This is a genomic window from Shewanella hafniensis, from assembly GCF_019655335.1.
Classification (GTDB): domain Bacteria; phylum Pseudomonadota; class Gammaproteobacteria; order Enterobacterales; family Shewanellaceae; genus Shewanella; species Shewanella hafniensis.
This window is the reverse complement of sequence record NZ_BPFD01000024.1, coordinates 1-18,418: the sequence shown is the minus strand read 5'-3', so window position 1 is coordinate 18,418 and position 18,418 is coordinate 1. Positions and strand designations below refer to the sequence as shown.

At 46.1% G+C, this 18,418-nt stretch carries 17 protein-coding genes; 12 read left to right on the top strand and 5 right to left on the bottom strand.

What is annotated here, in order from left to right:
- Window positions 1-51: 51 nt before the first annotated feature.
- The 4 genes from rcsF to K5Q99_RS09215 all read left to right on the top strand — a co-directional run bounded on the left by rcsF (window position 52) and on the right by K5Q99_RS09215 (window position 3,893).
- On the top strand, window positions 52-432 hold the full coding sequence (gene rcsF, locus K5Q99_RS09230; RefSeq protein WP_006082342.1) for an Rcs stress response system protein RcsF: 381 nt from the start codon (window positions 52-54) through the stop codon (window positions 430-432).
- Window positions 433-631: 199 nt separating this feature from the next.
- A complete protein-coding gene (tsaA, locus tag K5Q99_RS09225) occupies window positions 632-1,366 on the top strand; it encodes a tRNA (N6-threonylcarbamoyladenosine(37)-N6)-methyltransferase TrmO (RefSeq protein WP_220776694.1) in 735 nt (244 codons plus the stop codon).
- Window positions 1,367-2,011 (top strand): acyltransferase, encoded by a 645-nt coding sequence (locus tag K5Q99_RS09220; RefSeq protein ID WP_220776693.1) that lies wholly within the window; start codon window positions 1,367-1,369, stop codon window positions 2,009-2,011.
- Window positions 2,012-2,177: 166 nt separating this feature from the next.
- Window positions 2,178-3,893 carry a proline--tRNA ligase gene (locus K5Q99_RS09215; RefSeq protein WP_220776692.1) on the top strand — a complete coding sequence of 572 codons (1,716 nt, stop codon included), beginning with the start codon at window positions 2,178-2,180 and terminating at the stop codon, window positions 3,891-3,893.
- Between the two features lie 153 nt (window positions 3,894-4,046).
- Here K5Q99_RS09215 and K5Q99_RS09210 read toward each other — a convergent pair whose 3' ends face one another.
- Entirely contained in the window at window positions 4,047-4,934 is an 888-nt protein-coding gene (locus tag K5Q99_RS09210) for an AraC family transcriptional regulator (protein ID WP_107948313.1), read from the bottom strand.
- A 183-nt stretch (window positions 4,935-5,117) separates the two neighbouring features.
- Here K5Q99_RS09210 and panB point away from each other — a divergent pair, with 183 nt between their 5' ends.
- The 7 genes from panB (at window position 5,118) to K5Q99_RS09175 (ending at window position 13,029) form a co-directional block, all read left to right on the top strand.
- Window positions 5,118-5,960 (top strand): 3-methyl-2-oxobutanoate hydroxymethyltransferase, encoded by an 843-nt coding sequence (panB, locus tag K5Q99_RS09205; protein WP_107948315.1) that lies wholly within the window; start codon window positions 5,118-5,120, stop codon window positions 5,958-5,960.
- Window positions 5,961-6,096: 136 nt separating this feature from the next.
- Window positions 6,097-7,248, top strand: coding sequence for a patatin-like phospholipase family protein (locus K5Q99_RS09200; protein ID WP_106651022.1), 1,152 nt, complete (start codon window positions 6,097-6,099; stop codon window positions 7,246-7,248).
- Between the two features lie 162 nt (window positions 7,249-7,410).
- A complete protein-coding gene (locus tag K5Q99_RS09195) occupies window positions 7,411-8,532 on the top strand; it encodes an ISAs1 family transposase (RefSeq protein ID WP_220776710.1) in 1,122 nt (373 codons plus the stop codon).
- 210 nt (window positions 8,533-8,742) lie between these two features.
- Complete coding sequence (locus tag K5Q99_RS09190) at window positions 8,743-9,021, top strand: hypothetical protein (RefSeq protein ID WP_107948318.1); 279 nt, start codon at window positions 8,743-8,745, stop codon at window positions 9,019-9,021.
- A 147-nt stretch (window positions 9,022-9,168) separates the two neighbouring features.
- A complete protein-coding gene (locus tag K5Q99_RS09185) occupies window positions 9,169-9,876 on the top strand; it encodes a YjbF family lipoprotein (RefSeq protein ID WP_107948321.1) in 708 nt (235 codons plus the stop codon).
- Between the two features lie 10 nt (window positions 9,877-9,886).
- Window positions 9,887-10,672 carry a capsule biosynthesis GfcC family protein gene (locus tag K5Q99_RS09180; RefSeq protein WP_220776691.1) on the top strand — a complete coding sequence of 262 codons (786 nt, stop codon included), beginning with the start codon at window positions 9,887-9,889 and terminating at the stop codon, window positions 10,670-10,672.
- Window positions 10,672-13,029, top strand: a complete 2,358-nt coding sequence (locus tag K5Q99_RS09175) for a YjbH domain-containing protein (RefSeq protein ID WP_107948324.1) — start codon at window positions 10,672-10,674, stop codon at window positions 13,027-13,029. Before K5Q99_RS09180 ends, K5Q99_RS09175 begins: the two co-directional genes overlap by 1 nt.
- 117 nt (window positions 13,030-13,146) lie before the next feature.
- Here K5Q99_RS09175 and K5Q99_RS09170 read toward each other — a convergent pair whose 3' ends face one another.
- The 4 genes from K5Q99_RS09170 to K5Q99_RS09155 all read right to left on the bottom strand — a co-directional run bounded on the left by K5Q99_RS09170 (window position 13,147) and on the right by K5Q99_RS09155 (window position 17,434).
- Window positions 13,147-14,241, bottom strand: coding sequence for an NADH:flavin oxidoreductase/NADH oxidase (locus K5Q99_RS09170; RefSeq protein ID WP_126491585.1), 1,095 nt, complete (start codon window positions 14,239-14,241; stop codon window positions 13,147-13,149).
- Window positions 14,242-14,274: 33 nt separating this feature from the next.
- The gene (rfbC, locus tag K5Q99_RS09165) at window positions 14,275-14,814 is read right to left on the bottom strand and encodes a dTDP-4-dehydrorhamnose 3,5-epimerase (protein ID WP_126491584.1); all 540 of its coding nucleotides are present in this window, start codon (window positions 14,812-14,814) and stop codon (window positions 14,275-14,277) included.
- Window positions 14,801-15,691, bottom strand: coding sequence for a glucose-1-phosphate thymidylyltransferase RfbA (gene rfbA / locus K5Q99_RS09160; RefSeq protein ID WP_126491583.1), 891 nt, complete (start codon window positions 15,689-15,691; stop codon window positions 14,801-14,803). Before rfbA ends, rfbC begins: the two co-directional genes overlap by 14 nt.
- 381 nt (window positions 15,692-16,072) lie before the next feature.
- A complete protein-coding gene (locus K5Q99_RS09155; RefSeq protein WP_220776690.1) occupies window positions 16,073-17,434 on the bottom strand; it encodes a sensor histidine kinase in 1,362 nt (453 codons plus the stop codon).
- A gap of 417 nt (window positions 17,435-17,851) precedes the next feature.
- Here K5Q99_RS09155 and K5Q99_RS09150 point away from each other — a divergent pair, with 417 nt between their 5' ends.
- Window positions 17,852-18,295 (top strand): copper resistance protein NlpE, encoded by a 444-nt coding sequence (locus tag K5Q99_RS09150; protein ID WP_220776689.1) that lies wholly within the window; start codon window positions 17,852-17,854, stop codon window positions 18,293-18,295.
- Window positions 18,296-18,418 lie beyond the last annotated feature (123 nt).

Sequence of the window (18,418 nt, the reverse complement as noted above, 5' to 3'; positions counted from 1 at the left end):
GGCGCAGCCTACCAAGGCTGCGCAGTTTTCCCCTCAATGTCAGGTCAAACCATGAAAATTATCCTCTCAAGTGCATTAGTGCTCCTACTCAGTGCCTGTGCAAGCGACTACAGTTTTAACAGTAATTTGGACGGTGAGGCGATCAATGACTATTTCAAGGCATCCGATGTCACCCTTTATGAAGGCGATACCTTGCCAAAAGGTCATTACGAATTAAAAGGTTTGGTCCAAGGGGAATCCTGTCAGGCCGATGTCAACAGCGTACCTGCGTCATTAGCCGATGCCAGAACTGAAGCCCGCCGTAACGCCGCAGATAAAGGCGCTAACGGCATTATCATCAAACAATGTGTGATGTTAGATGAAGCCGCCCAAGGTTGTATCAGCCGCGCCCTGTGCGTCGGCCAAGCAGTTAAAACGGCTACCGCAGAGTAAATCCCACGCTGAGCAAACAAACTGCTCGCTATTCGATGATCTGAGATTGCCCGTATCAACCGCTTAATGGCTAATGTTTCATGACCAACGCTTCATGGCTAACGCTACATAATTAGCGCTCAAAGATGGGCCTTAATGATGAGTTTAGAATGATGAGCTTAGGCGGTTGTTATATTTATCTTTTTAGGTAATTTTTTGCATGACATTTACCAACCAAATTGTCGCAGTAGCGACATGCCGCACGCCGTATAAACAAAAGTTTGGCATTCCAAGACAACCCGGACTCGTTGAGGCACGCGGCTATGTCGAACTTGAACCCCATGTCAATCATATCGATGCGGTGCGTGGCATAGAGCAATATTCCCATCTCTGGTTGCTGTTTTACTTCCATGAAAATCTTGCCCAAGGTTGGAAAACCACAGTCAGGCCGCCGCGATTAGGCGGCAATGAAAAACTCGGCGTATTCGCCACTCGCTCCACTTTTCGCCCTAATGGCATAGGTCAGTCAGTGGTGAAACTGCACGGCGTAGTACAACGCAAGGGCAAAGTGTGCCTCGAAATTTCCGGTATGGATCTGGTCGATGGCACGCCGATTATCGATATTAAGCCTTACATCCCTTTCTCGGATTCGATTACCGATGCAGTGGGCGGCATTGCTCAAGATGCCCCTAAACTGATTTCAGTGGTGTATTCTGACCATGCTAAGGCGCAGATTGAACGTTACGCCGAGCAGGAAACCTACACAGATTTAGCCGTACTTATCCGCGGAGTGTTGGGGCAAGATCCGCGCCCCGCCTATAAAAAAGCCAAGGATGATCCTAAGTTATATCAAGTCGCGCTCTATGATTTAGATGTGTTCTGGCACATGGCGGTCGATGATAATAACCAAGAATACATCTTAGTATTAGAACTCAAACCGGGGAAATGTGGCTAAATGTCTGCGCCAACGCCTAGATCAGAGCCGACATCTTTGCCTGATTATCAAAGCCAGCATAAAAAGCGTCTCTCTTGGATGCCGTGGCTGTATTTTTCTTTAAAAGAGAAACATTTAGTCTGGGCAAAACCTTGGCAGGATGAGATCCAAGCAATGCTTTGTGCCCTCGAAACAGTCAACATCGGCGAGCACTGTTTTATCGCCCCCGAAGCGCAGTTATTTGCCGAACCCAATCGCGATATCCGCATGGGTAATCGCTGCATGATCGCCGCCGACTGTTTTTTACACGGGCCCATCACGCTAGGGGATGAAGTGGCGATTAATCATGGTTGCTCCTTCGATGGCGGTAGAGTCGGTATTCAGATTGGCAGCCAGACCCGCATCGCTAATAATGTCACTATTTATGCCTTCAACCATGGCATGGCGCCAGATACGCCCATCTATCAACAAGCTGCCAACTCCAAAGGCATTGTTATAGGTAAAGATGTGTGGATTGGCGCTCAGGCCGGCATAGTCGATGGTGTGACGATTGGCGATCACGCTGTGGTGGGTATGGGTAGCATAGTAACTAAAGATGTGCCCGACTGGGCGATAGTGGCTGGCAACCCTGCCAAAGTGATTGGCGATAGGCGTGATAAAAGCTAAATCGGCTGGTACAAATCGCCGATAAAATCGCTTTCCTTTGCCTCAGTAATCTTCTCAAAAATGCTATTTGTCTCCCAGCTAGTTGAATTTAACCTAAATACGTAGGTGACATCATCAAAGCAGGTGATAAAATGGCGACCATTCAACTCAAATTTGGACATCGGTAATGCGCGTCAGCAAGTACCTGCTATCAACACAGAAAGAAACTCCTGCCAACGCAGAAGTCATTAGTCATCAATTAATGTTACGTGCGGGCATGATCCGTCGTAATGCGTCGGGCCTTTATAGCTATCTCCCCACGGGCTTACGCGTACTGCGTAAAGTCGAAGCCATTGTTCGTGAAGAAATGAACAAAGCCGGTGCAATTGAAATTCTAATGCCTATGGTGCAACCGGCAGACTTGTGGGTAGAAACAGGTCGTTGGGAAAAGTTTGGTCCCGAGCTGCTGCGCCTCAAAGATCGCCATAATCGCGACTTCGTACTGGGCCCAACCCACGAAGAAGTGATCACCGATCTAATCCGTAAAGAAGTCAGCTCATACAAGCAATTACCGCTGAACCTTTACCAAATCCAAACCAAATTCCGTGACGAAGTTCGTCCACGTTTTGGCATGATGCGCTCACGCGAATTCTTGATGAAAGACGCGTACTCTTTCCACCTTGACGTCGATACCATGAATGAAACCTATGAGGCCATGTACAACGCCTATAGCAACATTCTAACGCGCATGGGCTTAGCCTTCCGTCCAGTATTAGCTGACACAGGTTCTATCGGTGGCAGCATGTCACACGAGTTCCACGTTCTGGCCCAAAGCGGTGAAGATTTAATTGCTTACTCAACGGGCAGCGAGTACGCGGCTAACATTGAGAAAGCTGAATCACCAGTACCCACTGAGCCTCGCGGCGCAGCCACTGAAGAATTGCGTTTAGTCGATACCCCAAATGCGAAGACCATTGCTGAATTGGTTGAGCAGTTTGATCTGGATATCACTAAAACCGTCAAAACATTGATCGTCGTCGGTGCATCAGAAGCGACGCCGTTAGTGGCACTGATTGTTCGCGGTGACCATGAACTCAATGAAGTTAAAGCCGACAAGTTAGACTTAGTGGCATCACCAGTAGAAATGGCGCCAGAAGCGCTGATCCGTGACGCCATTGGCGCAGGTCCTGGTTCACTTGGCCCTATCGGTCTTAACATCCCTATCGTTATCGATCACAGCGTTAGCGTCATGAGCGATTTTGCCGCCGGTGCGAATGTGGATGACAAACATTATTTTGGTATCAACTGGGAACGCGATCTGCCATTAGCGCAAGTTGCCGATATCCGTAACGTAGTCGAAGGCGAGCCAACACCAGATGGTTCAGGCACGTATGCTATGGCACGCGGTATCGAAGTGGGTCATATTTTCCAACTGGGTACTAACTACTCTAAATCGATGAACGCGACTGTACTTGACGAAAACGGCAAGTCACAGGTGCTATTGATGGGTTGTTACGGCGTCGGCGTAAGCCGTATTGTGGCCGCAGCCATCGAGCAAAACTTCGATGACCGTGGCATCATTTGGCCAGAAGCCATTGCACCATTTAGCGTGGGCATTCTGCCAATGAACATGCACAAGTCGCACCGCGTAACCGATATCGCCGAGCAGTTATATAAAGACTTAAACGAAGCGGGTATTGACGTGTTACTGGACGATCGTAAAGAACGCCCAGGTGTGATGTTCGCCGATATGGAACTGATTGGTATCCCACACACAGTGGTGATTGGCGATCGCAATATCGATGCTGGCGTATTTGAATACAAAAACCGCCGTACCGGTGAAAAGCAAGATATTCCATTTGATCAACTGCTCGACTTCCTGAAAAACGCAGTGAAAGGCTAAGCCTCAACGCGAAATATAGAAAAGCTTAACGATCAAAAACGAAACGCACTTAAGCCCAGCTTAAGTGCGTTTTTTCTTGGCTTTTTATTGGACTTTTATTGACCTTCGTCGATCACTCGCGACAATACTTTTTATCTGTGGCTGTTTATCTTTTTATTTTTGGCACTGTACTTTTGGCAAGGTACTTTGCGCTAACAGGTACTGACTCGGAGCGACGCCCATCAACTGCCTAAACATATAACCAAAGGCTGAACCCGAGGCATAACCTAAAGATAACGCTGTAGTGAGCACAGATTCACCTCGACTGAGCATTTGAATCGCCACCTGCAATCTAAGCCTTTGCAGCCATTGGCTATAACTCAGCCCTGTTTGCTGTTTAAATAATCTCGCTAACGTGCGGGCCGAGGCGCCGACCTCCCGCTGCCAATCCACCAAAGTGCGTTGCTCGCTCGGATCTGCAAGCAAAGCCTCGGTAATGCGCAGTAATTTTTTATCCTTAGGATAAGGTAAATCCAAGGCGACCTTAGGGGCGAGTACCATAAAGTCACGGATCACCATCAAGAGTCGCATGACGCTATCCTTATCATCAGGCTCAATCAGCCCAGCCTCACTCCTCATCAAGGCATTAGCCTCTTGCAGTAACAACTGCAAAACAGGCTTCACACTCAAACAAGTACAGTCGGGTGGAAACCCGCCGATTTGGGTGTCATCCAAATACAGACTGCTCAATTGCACCTGACTTAGCGCGATAACCTCATGATCGACAAAGGGCGGCACCCACACAGCTTGTTCAGGCGGCACTATGTAACGCCCCGCAGGCGTAATCACACTCAACACGCCTTGGCTGGCATAAATGACCTGTCCCCAAGAATGACTATGGCGCTGCACATGTTCAAACGGCTTGAGCGCTCGCTTAAGCAACATGATGGACGCGCTTAGCCCTGCGGCGGCTAAACGTGAAGGTGCGACCTGAGTGTGCTGAGTAATATGCTGCTGGGATAAATGCGTGTCGCTGGCTTGATTCAAGGTGTTATCGCCCAAGGTGATTTTTATATCGAAGCTTCTTTTCGTATTAGCGTGCCTCTCAATTTAGCAACGCCAATTTAGCAACGTCTTTTATTTTAAGAAATGTCTTTTTATCTAGACATTAAGTCAATTTATCGAGCGAATGCCAAAGCGGCAAGCGCTAACATGCTTTCTCAGATTTAACAAATTGGAGATGACATGAGCATCCACATGAATCAAAACCGAGTCACGCCCGTGACCTTACAGAAAATGAAAGGCAAAACGCCAATAGTCGCCCTCACCGCCTATGAAAAACCGATGGCGGAACTTATCGATCCCCATGTGGATATGATTATCGTCGGCGACTCCGTCGGCATGGTGGTTTATGGGCAAGACTCCACACTCGGAGTTACCTTAGAAATGATGATTAATCATGGCCTTGCTGTCACTCGCGGCGCAGCACATGCCTGCGTGATTATCGATATGCCCTTTGGAAGTTATCAAGAATCGCCTCAGCAAGCCTTTAGACATGCCAGCCAAGTGTTGATACGTACTGGAGCGCAGGCGGTAAAACTCGAGGGTGGCGCAGAGATGCTCGACACCACTCGCTTTTTAACCCAGCGAGGGATCCCTGTGATGCCACACATAGGATTAATGCCGCAGCACGTGAATCAATTGGGTGGATTTAAAACCCAAGCAAGGGATACTGCCGCTATCGGAGCCCTCGTTAGTTTAGCGAAAGACTTTGAACAGGCTGGCGCTTTTAGCATACTGATAGAAGGCACCTCCGAACTCGCGGCGCGCACAGTGACCGCTGAAGTCTCAATCCCAGTCATCGGCATTGGCGCCTCCCCCGCCTGCGATGGTCAAGTGCTCGTAACTGAGGACATTTTAGGCTTATTTTCTGACTACACGCCTAAATTTGCTAAACGCTATATCGACTTAGGTCCCTTAATCACTCACGCCTGCGCCGAATACGCCAGAGAAGTCAGAACCGCTGAGTTTCCAACAGCAGAGCATTGCTTTGGCCTCAGCCCAACAACGAAGGTAAGTACTGATTAATTGTCTAAAGCGAAATGTTGTCGCAATCGAATAAAGGAGAAATCGAAATTTACAACTAATTAAGTCTATCGACTTGCTTTTTATAGGGCGGCGTTGCTTTAATAAAACTATTAAAACAATAAATTGAGTCTGAAGATTGCCTACATCAACTGCATTAGTATTAGGTGGCGGCGGCGCAAGAGCCGCCTATCAAGTCGGCGTGCTAAAAGCACTGGTTCAGCTTTATCCGCGTAATCACGGCATTCCCTTTAAAATCATTTGTGGCACCTCGGCAGGCGCCATCAATGGTACTTCTATTGCCACTCATGCTTCTTGTTTTCATCTTGGCGTCAAAAAGCTCGAATGGGTGTGGCGCCATTTTGAAACTCGCAAAGTCTATCGCGCATCCATCACAGGCGTGCTTGGCCATCTTGGGAAAATGGCTCTCAAAGGCATGCAGGATGATAAGGTGAATACCGATGCGGGCAGTCTGCTCGATAACGATCCACTGCGAAAACTGCTCAATGAATTAATCGATTTCAAACGCATCGACCGTAATATTCGCAGCGGCGCACTCACAGCTCTCAGTGTCGATGCCTCTTGCTACAACAACTCACGTTCGGTGAGTTTTTTCCAAGCTTCACGGGATATCGAAAACTGGACCCGCGCTCGGCGCAGCGGCGAACGTATGATGCTCAATACTGAACACTTACTCGCCAGTTCGGCCATCCCTATGGTGTTTCCTTCGATTAAACTCAACCAAGCCTATTATGGCGATGGCTCAGTCCACCAGCTAGCACCACTCTCAAGCCCTATCCATTTAGGCGCTGAAAAACTCTTAGTCATTAACCTAGAGAGCCCACACAAACACTTCCCAATGGAACTGGAATATCACCCGAAAACAGCAACCATAGCAGGCCACCTGCTCGATACTATCTTTTCAGATACCTTAAACAGTGACCTTGAGCGGCTCGAAAGGATCAATAACACCTTAAGCCTGATCCCCGAGTCAAGCCGTAACAAGCTCGCCTTACATCCGATTAAAACCTTAGTCATCAAGCCCAGCGAAGACCTCAGTAAAATTGCCGCCCGCTTCTACGATGACATGCCATGGGCAGTAAAAACCTTACTCGGTTTTATCGGCATTGATAGACAATCCGACTCGAGTATAGTGTCTTACCTACTATTCGAAAAAACCTACACCAGCGCGTTGATCGACCTAGGCTACAAAGATGCCATGGAGCAAATCGACGAACTAAAAGCGTTTTTTGGTTTAAAGTCAGAAAATAGCGCAGAATCTCATCGCTAACAGCTATGATGCAGCACTCATTGACTAAAGCAGATTTATAATGGCAAGTATCTATGGCGCAGGGCGAGATCGTGAATATATTTTAACCGTTCTGAGCTAAATTTGACGGACGGCATCGATTATGATCTTATGCTCTCTTTTTCTTATAGAGAGCATAAGAGCATGTACCTTGAAGCCTTCACATCACATTTCAACTCGATTGCTGACAGCCGACAATCTGCCAAAGTGACTTACCCGTTGCATGATGTATTGTTCGTCACTCTGTGTGGTGTGATTGCTGGCGCCGAAGGTTGGTCTGAGATCCACGATTATGCTGTCGGGCACCATAATTGGTTTAAAGAAAAGGGAATTCTGACCGAAGGTGTCCCTGTCGATGACACCATTGCACGTATTATCTCTCGTATCGAGCCGGAACAGTTCCGACTGTGCTTCGCCAATTGGATGCGAGCCGTCCATGAGATGAGTGATGGTAATCTTATTGCTATCGATGGTAAAACGCTTCGAGCCTCATACAATCGTGAAGATCGGCGCTCAACCATTCATATGGTCAATGCGTTTGCCTGTGCCAATAAAGTGGTACTGGGGCAAGTAAAAACTGACAATAAATCCAATGAGATAACCGCAATCCCAGAGTTGCTCCAGTTGTTAGATGTGGAAGGAGCACTGGTATCAATCGACGCCATGGGTTGCCAGACAGAGATTGCAACGCAGATTGTAAATCAAGGAGGGGACTATCTACTTGCAGTGAAGGCGAACCAAGGTTGCTTGCATGAGGCAATCATTTCTGCTTTCAGTGAAGCGCGAAGCAATCCTCTTGATGGGCTCGTTATCGAGAAAAATAGAGGCCGTATCGAGGCAAGAGCCTACTATGTAATGCCTGCAAACCAGCTCCAAGATAATTTTCCTAAGTGGATGAAATTGAACACATTAGGAATGTGTTTGAGTTATCGGCATACAAAAGGGAAAGAAGCAGAGCTGACCTACCGTTACTATATCAGTTCAGCCACACTCGATGAGCAACAGTTAGCCGATTCAGTTCGTGGCCATTGGGGTATTGAAAACAGCTTACACTGGGTGCTAGATGTCTCAATGAAAGAAGATAGTTGCCAGATTTACCAACATCATGGGGCAGAAAATTGGGCCATGCTTAGGCAAATATCACTCAATATGCTTAGGGCAGAACCTTCTAAGGGAAGCATTCCGGCGAAACAGAAAAGAGCTTGGATGAAACCTGAATATCTAGAATCGGTTCTATTAGCAGGGTTGCAGTTGGACGAATTTTAAACATTCATGCGGTTGCCCTGATCTATGGCGTGTTCATAGCAAATATAAATAACTCATTAAAATAAATGGGCTTAGCTAAAGTTGAGTAAAATTTCAATCGAAAGCCTGAATCCTCTTTAGGATTTAAGATTGATCATTTAGCTAGTATCCCCTATCATGTTTTACTAGATTAGCTAAAATCACTTAAATTTTTTCTAAAAGGGAATCACGATGAAAAAAACTTCACTAGCACTTATAGCTTCTATCGCTATGTTCAGTTCAGTTGCAGTTCAGGCGGTAGGTGAAGAAAATACATCTACTACATCTACTACAAGTACTACTGCTGGCGGTGCATCTGGCGGCGGTGTAGGTGGCGCAGTTGGTGGTATTGCTGCAGGTGGTATTGCTGCTGGAGCAGTGATTGCTGGGGCTGTAATCGTATCTAACAGCTCTGATGGTAACCCTATCACTAGCACAGGTACTAATACTACCACTGGTACTGGCAACTAATCAGTTATTAATGACTTTTAAACAACCGCCTATTGGCGGTTGTTTTTTTTGCTCGTTTAGAGAAAGTGAGAATCACTTCATTCATTGAAATAAGTCTCAGATATCTCTACATTAGATATTTATTACTATTGAGAATAAGCAACTCGGATGCGTATAAATAAAAAACTACTCTTACTCACAGCCTCAATTGCATTAATGAGTATTGCTGGCTGTAGTCAACGAATTAGCGCCCTCAACGATACGATGAAGTTGGCTTTTATTGGAGAGAACGATATTAAGCTCACCACCGAGCAAATAAAAGCCAATCCCTACTCCAGCATCTATGTCAAGATAGAAGGGACACCTCAAGCATTTGTAGTTTTAGCATTTGCTGAACCAAAACAAACTCTTACCTCTGTCAGACCGGCGCCAGAAGCAATGGAGCTAAAATGGCTCTCTGCAGATAAAGCAATGTTAGTGACAGTGAACGGGCGCTTGGTGAGAACTCATAGTCTGCTCTCAGGCAATTTAGCCGCGATTGAAAGTTCAGAACCTGATCCTATTCTCCTAGGTCTGCATCTAAATAGTACGCCTAAAACTTGGACTCGCACACTTGACTGGCAACCCGGCTACCATTATGGGTATAAACTTAATTCACAGTTTGATTTTATCGCTGAGGAAAAGATACTCATAAATGATACTCCCACTCAAGCATTGCATTACAGCGAGTTAGTATCTGTTGAAGGTCTTAATATTCAATATTTAAATGAGTTTTGGTTAAAACCGGATAATGGGCACGTCATTAAAAGCCGCCAGAAGATAGCACCCAATCTGCCTTTTATCGATATAACTTTACTTAAGCCATTTGCATCTTAGTGGAACCATTATGAGATATTACATCGCGCCATTGGCACTTGTACTTAGTTCAGCACTAACGGCAACCGTTCATGCTGAAACCCAGTTATTCATCAGTACATCTACGAATCAGGATGCTCAGGTTCAACTAAACTATCCGACAGCAGTGCGTATAGATAAAATAGTACAAGACGGATTACAGCAACTCCCAGCATATAATAAAACCACGAATAAAGAGATTGTTCCTATTTATTGGTTAGGTGCGGCATTACTCGATATTCAAAATACCGCCGCTTTAGAAACGAAACGTCAGCAAGTATTGAGCCAGTTAGCTAAAATAGGCCAAGTAAAAGACGACAGTGCTTACATCGCAAAACTGGCTAAGCTCGCACAACTTATTCGCAGTCTACAACTTGGGCAGCGCGTAATGCAGCCTCTAGATATTGACCTTATTCGTATCAATGATTCATACAACTCGCTAATTGATGGTCGTTTCCTATTAGTCTTACCGCCTCGTCCAAGCACTGTCACAGTGCTTGGTGCAGTAGCTCAAACAGGGGATTTGACATGGCAAGGCCAAAAGACTAGCAAAGATTACCTCAAACAAGCAGGGTTACTCGATAATGCTGAAACAAGTTTTGTGTGGATTATTCAACCCGATGGCAAAGCGATAAAACAACCCATCGCTTATTGGAATCATCAAGAGCAAGATATTGCTCCTGGAGCAAGTCTCTACGTTGAGTTTTCAAGTCTATTTGATGACTACACTCAACTGAATGAAAACATTGTTGAATTACTTAGGAATCGGGCTCTGTAATGAAAAAGTCTAGCCACACAATCCATACCTTAGGCCGATTATCTGCACTGTCTTTGGCATTATTACCATTACTCCAGGTAACTGCAGATGAGTTTTCTTATCCAACACTGTTAGCCTCGCAATCAGATTTTGGCGGTGTTGGTTTAATGCAAATGCCCACAGGCCGTATGGCGCCTGAAGGCGAATTTAATTTTGCGACTAGCTATAACGACGAATATCAGCACTTCACAGCCTCAGTTCAGCTGTTTCCTTGGTTTGAGACCACTGTTCGTTACACCCAAGTGCAAGATTTACTCTATAGTAACGACCCCAATTTCAGTGGTAACACTAAGTACACCGATAAAGGTATTGACTTTAAAGTTCGGTTGCTTGAAGAAACAAACTGGCTTCCAGAAACCTCTATTGGTGTACGCGACTTTGGCGGAACAGGCTTGTTCGATGGCGAGTTTATTGCAGCGACTAAACGAGTCGGCCCACTAGACTTCACCTTAGGGATTGGCTGGGGTTATATCGGTAATAGCGGCAACCTAACTTCAGATAAAAAGGATCTTAACTATAACTGCGATCGTGACACTTCCTATGGAGGTAAAGGGGGAACGGTTGATTATCAGCGTTGGTTTAAGGGCTGTGCTGCACTATTCGGTGGCGTTGAGTATCAAACTCCATGGAAACCGTTGCGTCTAAAGCTTGAATATGACGGCAACGATTATCAATCCGACTTCCCTGTTGTTCGAGGTGATATTGCTATGCCACAGGACAGCAAATTCAACTATGGTTTACTATACCGATTTGGTGACTGGGGCGATCTGCATTTAAGTTATGAACGTGGTAATACTTGGACGCTCGGTTTTAGTTTACAAACGAATTTCAATACCTTAACTCAGATAAAGCGCGATCCTGCTGCAGCTAAATATAAGCCAATACCAGCGGCACCATTAACGCATGTGCAAACAGCCAATATTCCATTAGATAGTGTTAGCCCTTCAGAAAATATCATTGCGAAGGCTGACACCACTCTACACATCAAAGCAGAAATAGCTGACACACATTTAATCGTTCAGCCTAAAGAAGCAATGTTAAAAACAACAATTGACTGGAATAAGGTTGCGCAGGATCTGCAAACGATTTCAGGCTATAGCAACGCTAAAATTTACCTCGACTCTGACAGTATTACCGTGGTTGGAGAGCAAACTAAATATCGTGATAGAAATGAAGCCCATCAAAGGGCCGCTACTATACTCGCTAATAATAGTGAATTATCTCAAATCAAAGAATATCGCTTAATTGAGACCCATTATAGCCAGCCGATTACAGAAACGCGTATTGATGCAGAAAAATTTGCCCAAGTAGCCAGCTTTGGTTACCTCAATGCTAAGGTTACTGATGCGAGTCAAGTTGTTGTCCCACGCTTACCCCAAGGTGAGTTAGTAACGCGTACTAATGAAGATTGGCTGGATAAATTAGGCTTCGATGTTGCTCCCACTATGGTGCAATCCTTCGGAGGCTCAGAAGGCTTCTACATGTTTAATATCGGTGTTACTGGGAGTGCAAACTATAAGTTTACCGATAATTTCGAATTTGGCGGTTCTCTTTATCTCAACTTATACGATAACTACGATAAGTTTTTATATGACGTACCACCAGACGGTACCGACTTGAAACGAGTAAGAACGTTAATACGCCAGTACGTTCATGATAACCCAGTGCGGGTTAATAACCTCCAATTGACATGGATGGATAATCTTAGTGATAACATTTCCTACCAAGCCTATGGCGGATATTTAGAGATGATGTATGGCGGTGTGGGGACAGAATTTCTCTATCGTCCACTCAATAGCCAATGGGCATTTGGTTTTGATATTAACTATGCGAAACAGCGAGATCCCGACAGTATGTTCGGTTTTTTTAGTGACGAAAACCAATTTGACCCTCTAACCAATCGGGCTTATCGAGTGCAAACCGGTGTTGTGACTGGGCATGCAACGGCTTATTACCAGCCGGAGTGGTTCCCCAATACTTTGCTTAGAATAAGCGCGGGGCAGTATCTTACCGAAGATAAAGGCGTGACGGTTGACTTCTCTAAACAGTTTGATAGCGGTGTGATTGTCGGCGCATTTGCGACTAAGACTGACCTATCGGCAGAAGAATATGGTGAAGGCAGCTTTACTAAGGGCTTCTATATTTCGGTGCCATTCGATCTAATGACCATCAAGTCCACCCACAGCCGCGCCTTCCTATCATGGATGCCGCTGACCCGCGACGGTGGTCAAATGCTCGGCCGTAAGTACAACTTATTTGATGTCACTGACGCTCGTGCGCCCTGGTATACCAGACCGAGTGTTGAACCAGCAAAATAGTACCTAGCTAAAACTAAAAACGGGCAAGATAATTCTTGCCCGTTTTGTTTTCTGCCCATAAAAACGGTTTAAAAAATCGAGGACTTAATGCCACCGATAAATATCAAGTTAAGCGCTCTACTCTATTGGCGACTTGATCCCATGTGGCGATGAGCGTAAATACTGTGGCGGCGCTTTAACCGTTGCACCGAGTGTTGCTGCCGCATGCCAAGGCCAATGGGGGTCATAGAGCATAGTGCGAGCAAGCGCGATAGCATCGGCTTGCCCCTGTGCCAGAATCGTTTCCGCTTTATTAGCATCCGTGATTAACCCCACGGCAATCACAGGCATATTGACCTTAGCTTTAATGGCCTCGGCAAAAGGCACTTGAAAGTGTTCTGCCACAGGGATTTGCTGCAGTGGACTTAACCCGCCGGTACTCACATGGATAAAATCACAGCCTCGGGCCTCTAATGCTTTTGCCAAGACGAGGCTTTGGGCTAAATCCCAACCACCATCGACCCAATCGGTTGCCGAAATCCGCACACCGAGCACCATTTTAGGTGATATAACGGCCTTAATGGCATCAAACACGGCTAACAATAAGCGCAGACGGTTCTCTAAGCTACCACCATATTTATCGGTGCGTTGGTTCGATAATGGTGATAAAAACTGATGCAGCAAATAACCATGGGCAGCATGAATTTCAATTCCATCAAGTCCTAATCGTTCGGCTCTTTGTGCAGAACTAACAAATGCCGCGATAAGCTCATCAATGTCATCGAATGTCATCGCCCGGGGTAACACTGCGTCTTGATAAAATGCCTGCGCTGAAGGGGCTATCGTTTGCCAACCATTAAATTCATCGGGTGCAATAGTGCCGCCACCTTCCCAAGGTTTTCGAGTTGATGCTTTACGTCCCGCATGGGCAAGTTGTATCGCCATCGGCATATTTGAATACTTGCGGATAGATTTGAGAGTTTTATCTAAGGCAGCTTCCGTTTTGTCATCCCACAGGCCTAAATCTGCATAGGAGATCCGGCCATTGGGCAAAACAGCAGTCGCCTCTAAAATGAGCATTCCCGCCCCCGATAACGCCATGCTGCCTAAGTGAATCGTATGCCAATCGGTTGCTTGGCCGTTTTCCGCCGAATACTGGCACATAGGCGCAATAATAATCCGGTTCGCTAGCTCGAGTTGACCTAAGGTCAAAGGCGAAAATAATAAGCTCATTGTCATTCCTTCTAATACAAAGCCTGATTGGTTTTATGATGCGGCGCTGGCGTCGCTATCCCGCGTCGATAAAATCGGTGCAGCTAGCAAGGGCCAATCGATGCCGAAGTCGGCATGGTCCCAAGCAAGCACATATTCATCCTGCGGCGCGTAATAATCGGTGCAACGGTAAATCACATCGGCATAATCACTCAGCACGTAAAAACCGTGGGCAAAACCGGGTGGGATCCACATCTGCAAGTGGTTATCGGCCGATAATATTCGCCCCACCCATTTCCCATAGGTCGATGAGTGTTTACGAATATCCACGGCCACATCGAAAATACGACCGGCACACACTCGCACAAGTTTCCCTTGGGGCTGCAGCAATTGATAATGTAATCCCCGCAGGACATTTTGCTGCGATCGGCTGTGATTTTCCTGTACAAAAACAGAAGCTGGAAGTCCTCGATTGGCTAGGCAGTCATCAAAATAGGATTGCCTAAAGGTTTCCATAAAAAAGCCGCGTTCATCGCCAAATACCCGAGGCTCAAATACCAGCACCTCTGCTAACTCAGTTTCAATACACTTCATTAAATACCTGTTTATTAAGCAGTCCTAATAAATACTCGCCATAACCACTTTTCAATAAAGGTTGCGCTAATGCTTGCAACTGTACAACATCAATCCAGCCGAGATAAAATGCGGTTTCTTCAGGGCAATTGATTTTAAGCCCTTGCCGTTTTTCAATCGCGGCAACAAATTGTGTTGCCTCAGCCATAGCGTCGGGCGTCCCAGTATCAAGCCAGGCGGTTCCTCTCCCCATAATCTCAACCTGTAGTTCACCTAAACTTAAATAACGGCTGATCACATCGACAATCTCCAACTCTCCCCGCGCCGAAGGATGCACACTCTTGGCAAAATCACAGGCTCGACTATCAAAAAAATACAATCCAGGAATCGCATAGGAAGACCGCGCCGCTAAGGGTTTCTCTTCGATTGAAATGGCTTTCCCTGAATCATCAAATTCAACCACGCCATAGGCATTAGGGTTTGCCACATGATAGCCAAAGACAGTCGCACCCGATTGCATTTGTAATGCTTTTTGTAGGTTCGCGCTAAGATGCTGACCATAAAATAAGTTATCACCTAAGATGAGCGCACATGCATCCCCTGCTAAAAAGGACTCGGCAATAATTAATGCCTCAGCCAAGCCCTTTGGCGACGACTGCTCGGCATACTCGAGCCGAATCCCCCAACGGGAACCATCCCCTAACAGGGCACGAAAAAGCGGCAAATCATGGGGAGTGCAAATGATCAATATCTCCCGAATGCCAGCCTGCATTAGGGTGACAAGGGGGTAATAAATCATAGGTTTATCATAGATTGGCAGCAGTTGCTTACACACAACCTGCGTCATAGGATAGAGCCGAGAGCCAGTGCCCCCCGCCAGTAAAATGCCTTTTCTCATTGATATATCTAGGATTAGTGACTCAATTAAAGTGCAAAGAGTGTAGCATACAAACGCATGGAAAAGCAGACCGGCCAAAGGCTTGCGAGGTTCTAGAAGTTGCGAAGCAACACCCTAGATTACAGAACACTTCGTTTACGGCTGACAGAACGCTGCGCTGACGGAAGACAGATTACTGATTGCGGAACGCTCGCAAGTTCACTCACCCTCAGGGCGAAGCCCGTGCAGTAAACCGTCTGTCACGCAGTGACGTTCCGTAGCCGCAAAGCGGCGTTCCAAGATCCTAGCAGCGAGCTTGCGAGCATCCTAGCAGTTGCGAAGCAACGTTCTAGATTCTAAAACGAAGCGTCCTAGATTCTAACAGACCGACGGCCGTCCTATTTACCGCTCGGGGATCTGAATTTCGACTTTCACGCCTTGATTGGGGTGGGAAGTAAGCAAAATACTGCCATTTAATTTCTGAGTCACCAGATTATAAATAATGGACATACCAAGCCCAGTGCCGCCTTCCTTACGCGCGGTAGTAAAAAAGGGCTCAAACGCCTTAGCCTTAACCTCATCGGACATACCCACACCGTTATCCTGATACATCATTCGAATTTGTTCATTGAGCTTGTCAACTCGAACAGTGATTGCTTTATCTCCAGTAAAATCATCAGGAAATCCATGGCGAAAACTATTAGCCACTAAGTTAGTAAATATTTGCGCAATCGCACCGGGATAAGAATCGATAAAAATATTGTCATCTAACTCAACAGTTAAGGTGATGTTTTTCTTGCGCATTAAAGGTCTTAACGAGCTAAAAATTTGGAATATATAGGTCTTTAGATTAAAGCGTTCACGCTCCAGAACGGACTGATCGGCCGCCGTACGTTTAAAGTTATGCACTAACTCAGCCGCCCGTGAAAGATTGCGTTCAATTAACCCTAATCCATCTTGCATAGTATTAATAAAACTTAAAAACTTATCTTCATCCAGTTCATTACGCTCAAAAAATCCCTTCAATAACGCCAGTTCATCTAAACAATGGGTTACCGACGTCACCGCTATCCCCAATGGTGTATTGACCTCATGGGCGACCCCAGCGACTAAGCTTCCCAGTGCCGCCATTTTTTCATTCTCGACGAGGTGGTTTTGGGTCGCACTCAGGTTAGCTAATGCCGCCTCTAATTCTTTTGTTCTATGTTCAACTTGGCTTTCAAGATCCGCATTGATGGCCTTTAGTTGTTGTTGATAATCAAAAATTTCCTTCGCACTCATTGCACGTGCAAACAAATCGGCTAGCGCGGAAGCAAATGCTTTTTCATCCCGAGTCCATTCACGGGGTGTGCCTTGATGTTCAGAGCAAATAATCCCAACCATCTTGCCACTGCGTCGTATTGGGCTATCGAGCATTGAGGTGATGTGATTTGGCTGCAAATACCCAGCCAAAAACTCATGGGTAGCAAGATCCGTTTGCGCGTGATTAGCAACGATAGTGCGTTCGTTATCTAGCAAGCTGAAATAATGAGGATATTGGCTGCGGGTTATGACTAATGGCTCCTGCACGCGCGCATTATCGAGCAGGAAAAAACACTGAATACTTTGGTGATCTTCACTCCACAGCCAGATCCCGGCGCGGGAAATATTAAGTCCCTTGCAGACGGATGACACAATCAACTGCGATGCCTGTGTTAAATCCCCCTGATCGATCACCTGGGACTTACTCACATCGAATAGAATTCTGTCTAACATGCGCGTCATAATGATATTGATCCACCTAAAGATTCTGTATTGTTTTTGGATAACGCCACAAGCCCACCTCCCAAGCGCTAAGAGATAGATTTTAGTATAGATTCAATCTAGGAAGTGACGAGGCCATGTTGACATTTCGAGATTAAATTTTGTTCTCTATTGCCAATTCATAAACACGAAACGAGGAGTGAAGTGCCATTATTCAACTCAAATGATGAGTCGTTAGAGTGAAAAATCAGAGCGAGAGCATGCAATCACTTCAACAATTTATCTTCACCAAGGGCAAGTTCCATCAGCTAAATAAACAATCGAGGTGCAAATAACACATTGTTATAACATGATAATAAGAGAAATTTTGCTCAATACACCTTGCCGAGTATGATAACAACTGACATGCTAAATTTTACTCAACAAATGGGATCGGGTATGAACAAATCACTCTTAACAATCACCTTTTTAGCCCTGTTCACCACCGCCTGCTCAGAGCCCGCACAACCAAGTGCAAATACGGCGGCACAAACCGAGGCAACGGCCAGCATTTCCCTTGGCGATACCAGCAAAAATGCACTCGACTGGCCCGGTGAATATGAAGGCGTCGTTCCCTGTGCAAGCTGTGAGGGGATCCAAACCCATATCAGCCTGCGGGCAGATAACAGCTTCGAGCTAAAGACTGTTTATTTAGGCAAAGATGAGCGGATTTTCAAAGTAACAGGCACCGCAGTTTGGGATGAACAAGGGCGCAACATCACCCTAGCGGATGGTAGTCAATATTTGGTCGGTGAAAACCAACTCATCATGCTAGACACTGAGGGCAAACGCATTACCGGTGAACTTGCCGAGCATTATGTATTGAAGAAGAAAGGTTGTTGACATCCTCCTCGCCGTAAACGACGAGGATTCCTACTGCGGTTAGGCGCGAACGCCGGACTCGCTTCGGTGGGTTCCTGCTGCTGGCGGCATTGTTGCACCACTCACTTCACAGGCTAATCGGGC

Excerpts from the sequence above, each read along its gene's own strand:
- rcsF (WP_006082342.1), top strand. The coding sequence starts at position 52 with ATGAAAATTATCCTCTCAAGTGCATTAGTGCTCCTACTCAGTGCCTGT.
- tsaA (WP_220776694.1), top strand. The coding sequence starts at position 632 with ATGACATTTACCAACCAAATTGTCGCAGTAGCGACATGCCGCACGCCG.
- K5Q99_RS09220 (WP_220776693.1), top strand. The coding sequence starts at position 1,367 with ATGTCTGCGCCAACGCCTAGATCAGAGCCGACATCTTTGCCTGATTAT.
- K5Q99_RS09215 (WP_220776692.1), top strand. The coding sequence starts at position 2,178 with ATGCGCGTCAGCAAGTACCTGCTATCAACACAGAAAGAAACTCCTGCC.
- panB (WP_107948315.1), top strand. The coding sequence starts at position 5,118 with ATGAGCATCCACATGAATCAAAACCGAGTCACGCCCGTGACCTTACAG.
- K5Q99_RS09195 (WP_220776710.1), top strand. The coding sequence starts at position 7,411 with ATGTACCTTGAAGCCTTCACATCACATTTCAACTCGATTGCTGACAGC.
- K5Q99_RS09190 (WP_107948318.1), top strand. The coding sequence starts at position 8,743 with ATGAAAAAAACTTCACTAGCACTTATAGCTTCTATCGCTATGTTCAGT.
- K5Q99_RS09185 (WP_107948321.1), top strand. The coding sequence starts at position 9,169 with ATGCGTATAAATAAAAAACTACTCTTACTCACAGCCTCAATTGCATTA.
- K5Q99_RS09180 (WP_220776691.1), top strand. The coding sequence starts at position 9,887 with ATGAGATATTACATCGCGCCATTGGCACTTGTACTTAGTTCAGCACTA.
- K5Q99_RS09175 (WP_107948324.1), top strand. The coding sequence starts at position 10,672 with ATGAAAAAGTCTAGCCACACAATCCATACCTTAGGCCGATTATCTGCA.
- K5Q99_RS09170 (WP_126491585.1), bottom strand. The coding sequence starts at position 14,241 with ATGAGCTTATTATTTTCGCCTTTGACCTTAGGTCAACTCGAGCTAGCG.
- rfbC (WP_126491584.1), bottom strand. The coding sequence starts at position 14,814 with ATGAAGTGTATTGAAACTGAGTTAGCAGAGGTGCTGGTATTTGAGCCT.
- rfbA (WP_126491583.1), bottom strand. The coding sequence starts at position 15,691 with ATGAGAAAAGGCATTTTACTGGCGGGGGGCACTGGCTCTCGGCTCTAT.
- K5Q99_RS09155 (WP_220776690.1), bottom strand. The coding sequence starts at position 17,434 with ATGACGCGCATGTTAGACAGAATTCTATTCGATGTGAGTAAGTCCCAG.
- K5Q99_RS09150 (WP_220776689.1), top strand. The coding sequence starts at position 17,852 with ATGAACAAATCACTCTTAACAATCACCTTTTTAGCCCTGTTCACCACC.